General features: G+C 72.4%; 11 protein-coding genes and 2 riboswitches. Of the genes, 5 read left to right on the top strand and 6 right to left on the bottom strand.

Going from position 1 to position 13909, the window contains the following annotated elements; translation table 11 throughout:
* Nucleotides 1-88: 88 nt before the first annotated feature.
* Complete coding sequence (locus TR46_RS26675; protein ID WP_042405858.1) at nucleotides 89-2491, bottom strand: ABC transporter permease; 2403 nt, start codon at nucleotides 2489-2491, stop codon at nucleotides 89-91.
* A complete protein-coding gene (locus TR46_RS26670) occupies nucleotides 2488-3186 on the bottom strand; it encodes an ABC transporter ATP-binding protein (protein ID WP_042405857.1) in 699 nt (232 codons plus the stop codon). The genes TR46_RS26675 and TR46_RS26670 overlap by 4 nt, the downstream gene beginning before the upstream one ends.
* Before the next feature lie 233 nt (nucleotides 3187-3419).
* Here TR46_RS26670 and TR46_RS26665 point away from each other — a divergent pair, with 233 nt between their 5' ends.
* The gene (locus TR46_RS26665; RefSeq protein WP_042405855.1) at nucleotides 3420-4793 is read left to right on the top strand and encodes a sensor histidine kinase; all 1374 of its coding nucleotides are present in this window, start codon (nucleotides 3420-3422) and stop codon (nucleotides 4791-4793) included.
* A gap of 10 nt (nucleotides 4794-4803) precedes the next feature.
* Nucleotides 4804-5499, top strand: coding sequence for a response regulator (locus tag TR46_RS26660; protein ID WP_042405853.1), 696 nt, complete (start codon nucleotides 4804-4806; stop codon nucleotides 5497-5499).
* Nucleotides 5500-5512: 13 nt separating this feature from the next.
* Here the strand turns inward: TR46_RS26660 and abmR are convergent, their stop codons facing one another.
* From abmR to TR46_RS26645, 3 genes are all read right to left on the bottom strand, one after another.
* The gene (gene abmR, locus TR46_RS26655; protein ID WP_042405851.1) at nucleotides 5513-6088 is read right to left on the bottom strand and encodes an ATP-binding transcription factor AbmR; all 576 of its coding nucleotides are present in this window, start codon (nucleotides 6086-6088) and stop codon (nucleotides 5513-5515) included.
* Nucleotides 6089-6163: 75 nt separating this feature from the next.
* Nucleotides 6164-6898, bottom strand: a complete 735-nt coding sequence (locus TR46_RS26650) for a CPBP family intramembrane glutamic endopeptidase (RefSeq protein WP_042405906.1) — start codon at nucleotides 6896-6898, stop codon at nucleotides 6164-6166.
* A gap of 237 nt (nucleotides 6899-7135) precedes the next feature.
* Nucleotides 7136-8662, bottom strand: coding sequence for a glutamate-cysteine ligase family protein (locus TR46_RS26645; RefSeq protein ID WP_042405849.1), 1527 nt, complete (start codon nucleotides 8660-8662; stop codon nucleotides 7136-7138).
* A 373-nt stretch (nucleotides 8663-9035) separates the two neighbouring features.
* Here TR46_RS26645 and TR46_RS26640 point away from each other — a divergent pair, with 373 nt between their 5' ends.
* Both TR46_RS26640 and TR46_RS26635 read left to right on the top strand, forming a co-directional pair.
* Nucleotides 9036-9617, top strand: a complete 582-nt coding sequence (locus TR46_RS26640) for a hypothetical protein (RefSeq protein WP_236655522.1) — start codon at nucleotides 9036-9038, stop codon at nucleotides 9615-9617.
* Nucleotides 9618-9882: 265 nt separating this feature from the next.
* Complete coding sequence (locus TR46_RS26635) at nucleotides 9883-10074, top strand: DUF5999 family protein (RefSeq protein WP_042405845.1); 192 nt, start codon at nucleotides 9883-9885, stop codon at nucleotides 10072-10074.
* A 102-nt stretch (nucleotides 10075-10176) separates the two neighbouring features.
* On the opposite strand, the gene gcvP is transcribed toward TR46_RS26635, so the two are convergent.
* On the bottom strand, nucleotides 10177-13053 hold the full coding sequence (gene gcvP / locus TR46_RS26630; protein ID WP_042405843.1) for an aminomethyl-transferring glycine dehydrogenase: 2877 nt from the start codon (nucleotides 13051-13053) through the stop codon (nucleotides 10177-10179).
* Nucleotides 13054-13106: 53 nt separating this feature from the next.
* Nucleotides 13107-13210, bottom strand: a riboswitch (glycine riboswitch).
* Nucleotides 13211-13302, bottom strand: a riboswitch (glycine riboswitch).
* Nucleotides 13303-13458: 156 nt separating this feature from the next.
* On the opposite strand from gcvP, the gene TR46_RS42570 reads away from it, so the two are divergent.
* Nucleotides 13459-13909: PRC-barrel domain-containing protein (locus TR46_RS42570; RefSeq protein WP_084718947.1), on the top strand; the 451-nt coding region annotated here is incomplete at its 3' end.

Genomic DNA, 13909 nt, shown 5'->3' with positions numbered 1-13909 from the left:
CCCCAGCCCCCGTGCCCCCGGCCCGCCGTGCCTCCGACGCCGCCGACGCTGGGGGCGGCGCCGGCGCTGCCGACCGACGCGGCCTGCGCTACTCGGTCCGCAGCGCCGTGGCCGTCCGCGCCTTCGCGGCCCAGCCGGCCGGCAGCATCGCCCCGCACAGCGCGATCGCCACCCCGCCCGCACCCAGCAGCACCAGTTCCAGCAGCCCGTACACGTCCTGGACCTGCGGCGGGGTGCCGCTGCCCGCGGTCCGCATCACCAGCGGGATGACGAAGTCGTGCAGCGCGAGCCCGGCCGGGACGCCGACCGCCCCGCCGACCAGTCCCGCGCCCGCCACCGAGGTCAGCACCTGGGCGAGGGTCTGACCGGGCGTCATCCCGACGGCCTTGCACACCCCCAGGTCGTGCACCCGCTCCCGGGTGTCCAGGACCACCGAGTTGAGCACGCCGAGCCCGGCCACCGAGACCAGCATCAGGGTCAGCAGCACCGACATGGCGTCGAAGGCGACGACGGTCGGGTTCAGGTGCCCGGTCTCGTTGACCCCCACCTGGACGCCGGAGGACGGCAGCGCCGACCGCAGTGCGCTGACATAGCCCGCGACATCGGTGCCCGGCTTGAGCACCACGTCGTAGAAGACCGGGTGCAGCCCGGGCTGGGCCGCGGCCAGCGTGGACATGTCGGTGTTGATGGTGAGTCCGGCGTTGCCCGGGTCGAAGTCCTCGCCGACGATCCGCACCCGCACCTGCACACCCCCGTCGACCAGGGTGACGGTGTCGCCGACCTTGCTGCCGGTGGTGTCCAGGAAGTGGGTCGGCACCACCACCTCCCCCGGCCCGTCGAACCAGCGCCCGGAGATCAGGGCGAAGGCCTCGGCGCCGGACTGCCCCTGGTAGAGCCGCACCCGGATCGCCCCGGTGCCCCCGGCCACGCTGACCACGCCCTGGGCCTGCCCGATGACCTCCGCCGTGCCCGACCGGGCCAGGATGGCCGCGCGGATCTGCGCCGGATCCGCGGACGCGGACCCGGCGGTCGCACCGCCCGTGCCGCCGGGCGCCGGGGCCGATCCGTCGTCCGGGCCGCCCATGAACACCGAGACCGCGATCTTCTGCTGCGGATGGCGCGCCGTGGTCACCGCGCTCGCGGACGAGGTGAGCCCGATCGCGAAGGTCGCCGCCGTGGTGCCGAAGACCACCGCGGCCAGCAGCGCCGCCGAGCGCACCGGACGGGCGAAGGGTGCGGCCAGGCCCAGCGTCACCGCCCTGGGCAGCGGCAGCCGGGCCGCGAACCGCTGGGCCCGCTGGCCGCGGCCGGTGCGCGGAGCGCGCCCCACCGCGAGCGCCTCGACCGTGTGCAGCCGGCCCGCCCGCAGCGCGGGCACCAGCGCCGCCAGGGCCACCAGGACCAGTGCCGCGACCGGCACGGCCAGATCGATCCACCAGGCGACCGCCGACGAGCCGCCGCCGTACATCTGCGCGGCGTCGCCCATCAGCGGCACCGCCAGGACGTTGCCGAGCAGCACTCCGCAGACCGCGCCGACGCCGGCCGGGACCAGCGCCTGCGCCAGATAGACCCGGACCACCTGACCCGGTGTCAGCCCGATCGCCTTCAGGATGCCGATCCGGCGGATCTGCGCACCGACCGCCCCGCTGACCACACTGGCGATGATGATCACCGACATCAGCAGGCCCAGCACCCCGAAGGCCATCATCACCGGGACGAACAGCGCGGTGTTCTCGTCGGCCGCGAGCTTCACGTCCAGGTAGGACTGCGCGCCCACCATCGAACCCTTGCGCAGGGCGGCTGCGATCGCGGCCCGGTCGGCGTTCAGCTGGGCGGTGGTGGCCGCGGAGCTGAAGCGGTAGAGCATCTGCGCGCCGGTCGCCGCACCGGAGGTGCGGAGTGCGGCGATCTCGGCGGGGACCACCCAGCCGTCGGCGCTGTCGGTGACCGAGGAGGCGATGCCGACGATGGTGAGGGTCGGGCTGCCGGCCGCGGTGGAGATCCGCAGGGTGCCGCCGGGCTTGGTGTCGGGCCCCACCGAGTTGGCGTCCGCCGAGAGCACGATCTCCCCCGGTGCGGTCGCCCAGCGCCCGGACCGCAGCGTGATGTCGTCCACGCCGCCGCCCGCCGCGGGCCGTCCGACCACGGTCTCGCTCTGCTGCATGTCGGCGCCGCCGGGGCCCGGCGGGTCGATCTGTGCCACCTGGTAGGGGCCCGAGCTCGCGGTGACCCCCGGCAGCTTCCCGGTGGCGGCGATCCGGGCGGCGTCCGCCCTGCCCTCGTCGAACTGCGCGGTGAGCTGCGCTCCGTGCTGCTTGGCGAAGGCCGTGTCGAACGGCGCGGACGCACTGGCCATCAGCGACCCGGCGACCACTGCGGAGGCCACCGCCATCAGCACCGACAGCGTCATGACGACGGTCTGCACCCGCCGCCGTCCGGCCCGGCCCAGCCTGATCCGCCGGCGGCTCCCGGTCTTCCGGATCCCGCTCATCGGACGACCTCCGCGTTCCTGCTGCGGTCCACCGCGACATGCCCGTCGACCAGTTGGACGGTCCGCTCGGCGCAGGCCTCGGCGAGGGCCAGGTCATGGGTGACCAGGACCACGGTCTGACCGCTGCGGTGCAGATCGACCAGCAGCTGCCGCACCTCGTGCCCCGAGGCGGTGTCCAGCGCCCCGGTGGGCTCGTCCGCGAGCAGCAGCGCCGGACGGTTGATCAGCGCCCGGGCCACCGCGACCCGCTGCCGCTCGCCGCCGGACAGCCGCCCGGGGTAGGCGCCGGCGTGCTTGGCGATCCCCAGCACGCCCATCAGCTCGGCAGCCCGGTCCGCCGCCTTCCCCCTTGGGCTGCCCGCGAGTTGGGCCGGGAGCAGGATGTTGTCCAACACGTTGAGGTCGTCCAGCAGATTGAAGAACTGGAACACCATCCCGATCCGCTCGCGGCGGAACCGCGCCAGTGCCTTCTCGCCGAGGCCGTCGATCTGCAGTCCGCCGACCGACACCCGGCCCTCGCTCGGCCGGTCAAGACCCGCGACCAGGTTCAGCAGGGTCGACTTGCCGCTGCCCGAAGGCCCGGTGACGGCCACTGCCTCGCCCTCGGCGACGGTCAGCGTCACCGGCCCGAGCGCCGGTACGCCGGCGCTGTCGTAACGCTTGACCACGCCTTCCAGTTCGATCACATTCGCCATCAGCCGGCCCGTCCCTGTCGTGTCGTCCCACTGGTCCTGGCCGGGGGCTGTCCCCCGGCAGCAACGACGTTAGGAGTGGGCGGTGCCGGGCCGCGTCGGCCGTCCAATCGACCTTTTCTCGGCCGCGCGGAGGACCCCGCCTGCGGGTCATCCCTGCGATGTACTCCGCCCGGCCGCGGAGCTGATCACCGAGACGGATGTGCAGGCGGCCGCCCTGGCCCGAGAATGACGGCATGCTCCGATACGACTGGCGCGACCTGCGCCGCCAACTGCGCGCCGTGCTGCGCGCCGAGGGACAGCCGGTGCGGCTGTCGCGGGGGTCCCGGTGGGCCGACGCGGTGTTCGCGGTGCTGGTCACCGCCGTCGTGCTGCTCGCGCTGCGCCAGGGCATCGTGGACGGTCAGTACGCCTTCTCGGACCGACCGGTCCCGCCCGTCCCGCCCGTCGCTCCCGGCGTGCCGGTGCCCGATCCGCCCGTACAGCAGGGCCTGGCCTCCCTGCCGTTCTCCGACCAGTTGCAGGACTACGCCATGGGCGGCCTGGCCGGGCTGGCCCTGGCCGCGCGGCGCAGGTTCCCGCTGGCCACTTTCTGGGTGGTGCTGGTGGCGATCCGCGCCGACTACTTCCTGCCGGCCGTGGTCACCCTGCTGGTCTGCGGTGTCGCCATCTGCGCCGCCACCTGGCACAGCCGGAACCCGATCCCGGTGCTGGGCAGTTTCACGCTGGCGTCGCTGCTGATCACCAGCATGTTCCAGAACGCCGTGACGGCGGTCCCGCCGACGCTCATCCTCATGCTGGTCCTCGGCCTGCTCGTCGCCGCCACCAGGCTGTGGCGGATCAGGGTGGCCGCCACCCGGTTCCGGATCGCCGAGCTCCAGCAGGAGCAGGCGGAGGCCACCCGCCGGGCCGTCGAGGAGGAGCGCTCCCGGATCGCGAGCGAACTGCACGACGTGGTCACCCACAACGTCAGCGTGATGGTGATTCAGGCCGGGGCGGCCCGAACGGTGTTGGACAGCGCGCCGGAACTGGCCAAGGAGGCGATGCTCGCGGTCGAGGCCGGCGGACGCGCCGCGATGGCCGAACTGCGGCACGTCATGGGCCTGTTGGCGGCCTCCGGCACCGGCGCCGGCAAGGACCTCCGGGACGGCCGCCCGTCGGCGGACGAACTGGTGCCGCAGCCGGGCCTCGGCCAGCTCCCGGACCTGGTCGACCGGGTCCGGGCGGCCGGCATCGCCGTCTCCGTCTCCGTCTCGCTGCCGCCCGAACCGCTGCTCTCAGGAATCGATCTGACCGCCTACCGCGTGGTCCAGGAGGCACTGACCAACACCATCAAGCACGCAGTCGGCGCCTCCTCCTCGGTCACCGTCGGCCACGACGGCGGGCAGTTGGAGATCGAGGTGGTCGACACCGGCGGCACTCCGGGGTTCCAGTCGCTGACCGGCAACAGCCGCGGCCTGCTGGGCCTGCGCGAACGGCTGGCCGTCTACGGCGGGACACTTGACGCCGGGCGTACGATCAGCGGCGGCTACCGGATCAAGGCCAGGATCCCCCTGGAGCACAGCGTCAGCAGCGCAACGGGGACGACCGCAGCAACCACCACAGCATGAGGAGCACCGCGTGACCCAGCCGCCCCTGCGCGCCGTCATCGCCGACGACCAGGCGCTGGTCCGTACCGGCTTCAGGATGATCCTCGCCGCCGACGGCATCGAGGTGGTGGCCGAGGCCGTCAACGGCACCGACGCGGTCGCCGCGGTCCGGCGCACCCGTCCGGACGTGGTGCTGATGGACATCCGGATGCCGGAACTGGACGGCCTGGAGGCCACCCGGCAGATCATGGCCGGCGGCGCGGACGAGACCCGGGTCCTCATCCTCACCACCTACGACCTGGACCACTACGTCTATGCGGCGCTGACCGCCGGAGCCAGCGGCTTCCTGCTCAAGGACGTCACCCCGGAGCACCTGGTCGCCTCGGTCCGGCTGGTCCGCTCCGGGGACGCGCTGCTCGCCCCGACCATCACCCGCCGCCTGATCGAGCGCTTCGCCCCCCGCGACGAGGCCAGGTCCACCGTGCACCGGGACCTCTCCGAGCTGACGCCCCGTGAGCTGGAGGTGCTGCGGTTGCTGGCCACCGGCCTCAGCAACGCCGAACTGGCCGACCGGCTCACCCTCAGCGCGACCACGGTCAAGACCCATGTGGCCCGCATCCTGTCCAAACTCGGCCTGCGCGACCGGGTCCAGGCCGTGGTCCTCGCCTACGAGACCGGCCTGATCTCCCCCGGCGCCCCGGCCGCCGGACCGGCGGTCGGGGACTGAGCCGGGCCGACCGTCACTCCGACGCGGAGCCCGCCTCGTCGCCGCCCGGGGCGTCTCCCGGCGCCGCGTCGCCCGGCACGGAGGCGTCGGACTTCGCCGCCGTCGCGTCGGGCCCCTGCTCGCGCACGTCGCGGACGTGCCGCAGCGCCTCCCGCAGGTCACCGAGCCAGGCGTCGGCGTTCTCGCCGACCTGGCGGACGCACCAGGCCAGCGCGTCGCTGCGGCTGCGCGCCACCCCGCCCGCGACCAGGGTGTCCAGCACCTGCCGCTCGGGCTGCCGCAGCCGGGTCATCGCCGGCACCGCGAGGTGGGTGAACATCACCCGCTGCTCCCCGTGCCGCACACCCCAGGACACCTTGCGCCCGTAGCGGCGCTCGGCTGCCTTGGCCACCGCGATCCGCTCGTCCCGGGTCCGCTCCCGGAACTCCGACACCGCCCGCTCCGCGGACTCCCCTGCCGGGATCCTGCCCACCACCGTGATCTCCTCACGGTCGACCAGGATCTCCGGCGTCTCCTCGAACAGCCCCTCGGGCAGTCGCTCGGCGAACCACGCCGCCACCGACTCCCCGGTCCTGCCGCTACCAGTCATGCAATCACCATTACATGATTACAGGCCCTGGCCAAGGCTGAGTGCCCGGACAGCGCTGAGCCGTCAGCGAACAGGTCAGGTCGGCAGCCAGCTCACGTGCCCGGCCAGCAGCACGTAGCCGACGAACGCCACCGTGTCGATCAGCGCGTGCGCGATCGCCAGCGGGGCGACCCTGCGCCAGCGCTGGTACAGCAGGCAGAAGATCAGGCCCATCACCACATTGCCGACGAACCCGCCCACCCCCTGGTACAGGTGGTAGGACCCGCGCAGCAGCGAGCTGGCGGCGACGATCGCGGGCCAGGACCAGCCCAGCATGCTCAGCCTGCGGATCATGTAGCCGACCACGATCACCTCCTCCACCACCGCGTTCTGCGCGGCGGAGAGGATGAGCACCGGGATCCGCCACCAGACGTCCGGCAGCGAGCTGGGGACCACCGTCAGGTTGACGCCGGCTGCCCGCGCGCCCAGGTAGAGCAGCAGCCCTGAGCCGCCGATGCCGGCGGCGATCAGCACCCCTCGGCCGACGTCCCAGCCGGGCCGGGTGAGGTCGAAGCCCAGACTGCGCAGCGACGCGCCCTCGCGCAGCAGCAGGTAGCCGACCAGCACCACCGGTACCAGCGGGGTGGCGATGTCGAACAGCTGCCAGCTGAGGTCCAGCCAGGGCCGCCCGGGCGCCAGCGAGCCGTTGAGGGTCGCGGTCTGGGTGTTCAGCGCGGCCGGTGCGGTGAGCGATCCGATGAAGCTGATCAGCGCACTGACCCCGCTGGCCCCCAGCGACAGGCCGAGCACGATGAGCAGCTCCATGCCCATCAGCCGCCGGGTCAGCCGCACCGGTGCCGGCAGCGGGGTGGGGAGGGTGTCGGCGGTGCTGCTGCTACTCCAATTCCTCGGGGAGCGACCCCCCGAACCCCCACGCAGACCCCAGGTGGCGGGCGTGAGGCGCGCGGACACTACGCGGCGGAGCTGAGTGATCACGAGGTGTCTCCCACGCGGGCGCTGGACGGTGGATTCGGACGATCATCGCACAGCGCGGTAAGGGGTCCGCCTTCAGCGCACCGGCCAGGTGTGGACCGGATCGCCCTGCCGCATCAGCTCCATGTAGCGCAGTGTCATCCGCTCCAGCGCGGACCTCCGGTCCAGGCCACCGCGGTCCCTGAGGTCGTGGAAGACGGCGCTCTGCCAGGCCGCCCCGTTCATCCCGGTGCGGCAGCGCTGCTCGATGATCCCCAGGTAGCGGTCCCGGTCGACCGGCTCCAGCCCCCAGGCGTCCAGACCCTGCCCGGCCAGCGGCAGCAGTTCCTCGCGGACCAGCTCCCGCACCGGCACCTGGGACACCCCGCCCCCGGCGCGCACCGCCGGGCCGCGCGCCCCGAACCGTCCGCCGCGGGGCCACCACTGCGCGGCGTCCAGACCGTACCGGGCCGCCTGGTGGAAGTTCTCCGCGGCGAGGGCGAACGGCAGCCGGGTCCACACCGGCCGGGGCTGGTCCGCCAGCGCACGTACAAGTCCGTAGTAGAACGCCGCATTGGCGAGGGTGTCGACCACCGTCGGCCCGGCCGGCAGGGCCCGGTTCTCCACCCGCAGATGCGGTACTCCTTCGGCGACGTCGTAGACGGGCCGGTTCCAGCGGTAGATGGTGCCGTTGTGCAGCCTCAGCTCGCGCAGGGCCGGGATGCCGCCCGCGGCCAGCGCCTTGATCGGGTCCTCGTCGTCGCAGATGGGCAGCAGCGAGGGGAAGTAGCGCAGGTTCTCCTCGAACAGGTCCATCGGCGAGTCGATCCAGCGCTCGCCGAACCAGGTGATCGGCCGCACCCCCTGGGTCTTGAGTTCGGCCGGACGGGTGTCGCAGGCCTGTTCGAACAGGATCGGCCGGGTCTCCCGCCACAGCTCCCGCTCGAACAGGAACGGCGAGTTCGCACCCAGCGCGACCTGGGGCCCGGCCAGCGCCTGGGCGGCGTTCCAGACCGCGGCGAAACGGTCCGGGGTGACCTGCAGGTGCAGCTGGAGCGAGGTGCAGGCGGCCTCGGCGACGATGGAGACGGAGTCCACCCGCATCCGCTCCACCCCGTCGATGTCCAGGGCGATGTCCTCGCCCCGGGCGGCCAGGATCCGGTCGTTGAGCAGCTGGTACCTGTCGCCCCTGGACATGTTGTCCAGTACCGCGTGGTCGCTGGTCAGGGTCGGCAGGATGCCCACGGTGACGATCCGGGCGCCCACCTCCGCCGCCTTCCGGTCGGCGTAGCGCAGGCCGATGTCGATCTCCTCGCGCAGTGTCTCCAGCACCCGGCCGCCGAGCCGGTGCGGCGCGATGTTGACCTCGATGTTGAACCGGCCCAGCTCGGTCTGGAAGTCCCCGCTGGCGATGGCCGCCAGCACCTGCTCGTTGAGCATCGCCGGATGGCCGGCCTCGTCCGCCAGGTTGAGCTCGATCTCCAGTCCCATCAGGGCCTTCGGGCGGTCGAAGCGCCGCTCGCCCAGCATCAGTTCCAGCGCCTCCACGCACTGCCGGAGCTTTCTGCGGTAGAGCTGGCGGTCCGCCAGATCGGAGCCTGCGGCGGCGACCTTCTCCCCCATGCGCGATGTCCTCCTCCGTCGGCGTCAGCGCAGGCATCATGCCCAGCCTGGAGATCGATAGCCCGCGGACGGGGCATGTGCCAAAGCATCCTTGCGTATACGAACGTCCTCCTGGCCGCCTTGCGGCCACATACGGTGGGTAGTAGAAGAGTCACGGCGCGCATCCGTTCGTATAGACTCGCCCCCACGGGTGAGTGCGAATGCCTCTGTCCGCAAGCTCGTCCGAACCGCTCGTCCATATCGAGCACTCGATCGATTCACCGCTTCAGCGATTGAGCACCCCGGAGCCCGGCGACCTCCCCCGCGCCGACAGCCCCGCCGTACGTCTCCAGCTCCGCCTGTCCCTGAGAGGCGATTCCCCATGCCACTGACGATGCCCCAGCCTCCCGCCGCGGCCCTCCGCGCCGTCCGCGCCGCCATCGACTCGCCGATCGCGGTACGCGCACTGCACAGCCCCGCCGGACGCCGCCGCGGCTCGGTGCTGACGGCCGCGCACGCGCTCCCGGTCCATCTCCTCGATCCGGCGACCGCGACGGCGACCACCAAGAGCACGGACGCCCTGGCCGCGGCCCGGCGCACCGGCTGGCGCTTCCTGATCATGGACGGCGAGGAGGTCGTGGCGGCGGCGGAGACCCGGATCTCCGAGGGCGGGCACGGCTTCTCGCACTTCGCCGGCGGCCCCTACCCGCTGGCCACCCTGCGCGCCCTGCGGCAGGCACAGGCGCACACCACCGGGTCACCGACCGTGTTCCTGCCCCGGTTGCTCTCCGTGCCCGGCCACTACATGACCGCGCTCTGGCTGCACCCGGTGCTGGACCGGACACAGAGCGCCGACGTCCTGATCCCGCTGGCCCCCGCGCCGCTCGGGGTGACCGCGCACCTGCCGCACGACGCGGACGAGCTGCTGTCGCTGCTCTCCCTCGGCGGCGGGCAGTTGCTCACAGTGACCACCTGACAACTGCCGTCCCGGCCGTCTCACCCGAAGTGACCATGCCGAGCATGGTCACTTCGGTGCGCCCTGAGGGGGCGGCGGGGTCCGAAAGGGTGGTCCGTACCCGAGTCCGATGACGCATGTCACCAAATGGCTGCGAGACCGTCTCCGTCCGTCGACACTGGGAACCAGCGCGGGCGGCTTCAGCTTCTACCCGGGAAGCAGGCGGTTCACACCTTCCGAGGAAGACCGCGCGGTGACCAGCAACTGCGAATCGAGGGTACGAGCTATGTGCCAGCACCGTCCTGACTGCCCGTCGGCCGACTCCACCGACCGTGAGGCCGCCGTCGTCGTGGCCAGCCACCCCGAGCAGGGGTGGAGCCTGCTGTGCAACGGCGTCCTCCTCTTCGAGGACACCGGCGAGATCCTCCCCGACGGCCGTGTGATCGCCCCCCACCGCCCCTTCGCCACAGCGGCCTAGCCTTTCGCGCAAAGCGCGAAAAGGGGCGCGGGGAACTGCGCGGCCAGCCATGCACCAGGTGCACCCGTCGGCCGAACAGCTCCCCGCGCCCCCTTTCGCGTCTCAGCCCTCGTAGTCCTCAAGCGGAGGGCAGGAGCAGACCAGGTTCCGGTCCCCGAACGCCCCGTCGATCCGACGGACCGGCGGCCAGTACTTCTCCGCCGGGTTCAACCCCCCGGGGAACACCGCCTCCTGACGGCTGTACGGGTGCTCCCACTCCCCCGCCGCCAGCACCGCGGCGGTGTGCGGCGCGTTGGCCAGCGGATTGTCCCCGACGGGCCAGTCCCCCGCGCCGACCTTGTCGATCTCCCCGCGGATGGCGATCATCGCCTCGCAGAAGCGGTCGATCTCGCCCAGGTCCTCACTCTCGGTCGGCTCGATCATCAGCGTCCCGGCCACCGGGAACGACATCGTCGGCGCGTGGAAGCCGTAGTCGATCAGCCGCTTGGCGACGTCGTCCACGCTCACGCCCGCGGACTTGGCGAGCGGCCGCAGGTCGATGATGCACTCGTGCGCGACCAGGCCGGCCGGGCCGGTGTAGAGCACCGGGTAGTACGGCGCCAGCCGCTTGGCGATGTAGTTGGCGCTGAGCACCGCGACCTGGGTGGCCCGCTTCAGCCCCTCGCCGCCCATCAGCCGCACGTACGACCAGGAGATCGGCAGGATCGCCGCCGAGCCCCAGGGCGCCGCCGAGATCGGGCCGACGCCGGTCTCCGGTCCCGCCGAGGGCTGCAGCGGGTGGTTCGGCAGGTACGGCGCCAGGTGCGAGCGCACCGCGACCGGGCCGACGCCGGGGCCGCCACCGCCGTGCGGGATGCAGAAGGTCTTGTGCAGGTTCAGGTGCGAGACGTCGCCGCCGAACCGCCCCGGCTTGGCCAGGCCGACCATGGCGTTGAGGTTGGCGCCGTCCACGTAGACCTGACCGCCCGCATCGTGCACGGCGGCGCAGATGTCGGCGATGTTCTCCTCGAACACCCCGTGGGTGGACGGGTAGGTCACCATCAGCACCGCGAGCTGGTCCCGGTGCTGCTCGATCTTGGCGGTCAGGTCCTCGACGTCCACGTCGCCGTCGACCAGGGTCTTGACCACCACCACCCGCATCCCGGCCATCACCGCGCTGGCGGCGTTGGTGCCGTGCGCGGAGGACGGGATCAGGCAGACGTCACGGCCGGTGTCGCCGTTGGCCCGGTGGTAGGCGCGGACCGCGAGCAGCCCGGCCAGCTCGCCCTGCGACCCGGCGTTGGGCTGCAGGCTGACCTTGTCGTAGCCGGTGAGCTCGGCGAGCCGGTCCTCCAGCTCGTGGATCAGCGTCAGATAGCCCGCGGCCTGGTGCTCCGGGGCGAAGGGGTGCACCTCGGCGAACTCCGGCCAGGTGATCGGCTCCATCTCGGTGGTGGCGTTGAGCTTCATGGTGCAGGAGCCCAGCGGGATCATGCCGCGGTCCAGCGCGTAGTCCTTGTCGGCGAGCTTGCGAAGGTAGCGCAGCATGCCCGTCTCGGAGCGGTGGCCGTGGAAGACCGGGTGGGTCAGGTAGTCGTCGGTGCGCAGCAGCGCCCGCGGCAGCACCTCGCCGGCGGCCGACTCCAGCGCGTCCAGGTCGGCGGCGGTCGCCGGGACCCCGAAGGCCGTCCACACGGCGGCCAGGTCGGCGGCCGTGGTGGTCTCGTCGCAGGAGATCCCCACGGTGTCGGCATCCACCAGGCGCAGGTTGGCGCCGGCCAGCCGGGCCGAGTCGACGACCTCGGCGGCGCGGCCGGGGACCCGGGCGGTGACGGTGTCGAAGAAAGCGGTGTGCACGGTCTCGACCCCGCCCTGCCGCAGCCCCTGCGCCAGCGCGGCGGCGTAGCGGTGGGTGCGGACCGCGATCTCCTTGAGCCCGTCCGGGCCGTGGTAGACCGCGTACATCGAGGCCATCACCGCGAGCAGCACCTGCGCGGTGCAGATGTTGCTGGTGGCCTTCTCCCGGCGGATGTGCTGCTCGCGGGTCTGCAGCGCCAGCCGGTAGGCCCGGTTGCCGTCGGCGTCGACCGATACGCCGACCAGGCGTCCGGGCAGGTTGCGGGCGTACTCGGCGCGCACCGACATGTAGCCGGCGTGCGGGCCGCCGAAGCCCATCGGGACGCCGAAGCGCTGGGTGGTGCCGACGGCGATGTCGGCGCCCAGCGAACCGGGCGAGGCGAGCAGGGTCAGTGCCAGCAGGTCGGCGGCGACGGCGACGACCGCGCCCAGGCCGTGCGCCTGCTCGATGACCGGCGCCAGGTCGCGGACGGCCCCGGAGGCGCCCGGGTACTGCAGCAGCACGCCGAAGACGCCGCGCTCGGCGATCTCGGCCGGAATGCCGTCGCTGAGGTCGGCGACCACGGTCTCCACACCGGTGGGCTCGCAGCGGGTCCGGATCACCGCGACGGTCTGCGGCAGGGCGTCGGCGTCGATGACGAAGACGCCGCCCTTGACCTTGCCGACCCGGCGGGCCAGCGCCACGGCCTCGGCTGCGGCGGTGCCCTCGTCCAGCAGCGACGCACCCGAGGTGGGCAGCCCGGTGAGGTCGGAGACCACGGTCTGGAAATTGATCAGCGCCTCCAGCCGGCCCTGGGAGATCTCCGGCTGGTAGGGGGTGTAGGCGGTGTACCAGGAGGGGTTCTCCAGCACATTGCGAAGGATCACCGGCGGGGTGAAGGTGCCGTGGTAGCCGAGCCCGATCATCGGGCGCAGCACCTGGTTGCGTCCGGCCAGGGCCCGCAGCTCGGCCAGCACCTCGGCCTCGGAGCGGGCGCCGGGCAGGTCCAGCGCCTCCAGGCTGCGGATCGCCGCGGGGACGGCGGCGGCGGTGAGCTCGTCCAGGTTGCTGTAACCGACCTGGGCCAGCATCTTGGCCTGCGCGTCGGCGTCGGGACCGATATGGCGCTGCTCGAAGGGCCGCTCGTGGAAGGGGGACGTCATGGCGGGGGAGCCTCCTGGTCGGACCCGGTTGGCACGGCGGGCGTGCCGGGACGACCTCCCCCTCTGTCATGGAACCTGAGAGCTTCACCGGCCAGGGACAGCCGGCTTTCACCGTCGGTGTGGACCCTCACGGACGGGCCCCGCTTTCCAGAGTGACCTCGCGCGCGCGGTACGGATGCCTGAGAGATTCCGGGGAGGAGTTGCTCCTTCGGCGCCGCAGAGGTGCACGGTCTCTCCCGCGCGCACTCGACCGGTCGGCTTCAGCCTATCAGCGTGATCCCCGCGTGCATCGAATGGAGCAGTGACACACCCGTAACGGCGGTAGGCATTCGACAAATCGATCTTTATGCCTTTTCGTATGAGTTGACCGCAAATGCCCTTCCGCCGCGAGGAGTGGACGCGCCCGTGCAGACCGAGATCGACCCCAGGGACCTGATCGGCCACAAGGCCGTTGACCGCAACGGCGACAAGATCGGCACCGTGGACGAGGTGTACCTCGACGACGCGACGGGCAGCCCCGAGTGGGCCGCGGTCCGTACCGGGCTGTTCGGCCGGGACGCCTTCGTGCCGCTGGCGACCAGCGAGTTCGTCAGCGACGAACTGCGCATCCCCTACGACAAGTCCCAGGTGAAGGACTCCCCGGACTTCGGCGTCGGCCAGCACCTGTCGCCGGAGCAGGAACTCCAGCTGTACCGCTACTACGGCCTCGAAGTCCCGGGCGGCAACCACAACTCGGGCAGCGGCAGCGGCAGCGGCTCCGGCGGCGGGAAGGACTCGACCGCCCCGGCTCCCGCCGCCGCGACGCCCACCGCGCCCGCCTCGCCGATCGTTCCGGCCGCCGCCGTTGCGGCACCGC

This window comes from Streptacidiphilus carbonis (assembly GCF_000787775.1).
Taxonomy (GTDB): Bacteria; Actinomycetota; Actinomycetes; order Streptomycetales; family Streptomycetaceae; genus Streptacidiphilus; species Streptacidiphilus carbonis.
This window is presented reverse-complemented; position numbering and strand designations above follow the sequence as displayed.

Bases quoted from the DNA above. Each gene is read 5' to 3' on its own strand.
- TR46_RS26675 (WP_042405858.1), bottom strand. From the start codon at position 2,491: ATGAGCGGGATCCGGAAGACCGGGAGCCGCCGGCGGATCAGGCTGGGC.
- TR46_RS26670 (WP_042405857.1), bottom strand. From the start codon at position 3,186: ATGGCGAATGTGATCGAACTGGAAGGCGTGGTCAAGCGTTACGACAGC.
- TR46_RS26665 (WP_042405855.1), top strand. From the start codon at position 3,420: ATGCTCCGATACGACTGGCGCGACCTGCGCCGCCAACTGCGCGCCGTG.
- abmR (WP_042405851.1), bottom strand. From the start codon at position 6,088: ATGACTGGTAGCGGCAGGACCGGGGAGTCGGTGGCGGCGTGGTTCGCC.
- TR46_RS26650 (WP_042405906.1), bottom strand. From the start codon at position 6,898: ATGGGCATGGAGCTGCTCATCGTGCTCGGCCTGTCGCTGGGGGCCAGC.
- TR46_RS26645 (WP_042405849.1), bottom strand. From the start codon at position 8,662: ATGGGGGAGAAGGTCGCCGCCGCAGGCTCCGATCTGGCGGACCGCCAG.
- TR46_RS26640 (WP_236655522.1), top strand. From the start codon at position 9,036: ATGCCCCAGCCTCCCGCCGCGGCCCTCCGCGCCGTCCGCGCCGCCATC.
- TR46_RS26635 (WP_042405845.1), top strand. From the start codon at position 9,883: ATGTGCCAGCACCGTCCTGACTGCCCGTCGGCCGACTCCACCGACCGT.
- gcvP (WP_042405843.1), bottom strand. From the start codon at position 13,053: ATGACGTCCCCCTTCCACGAGCGGCCCTTCGAGCAGCGCCATATCGGT.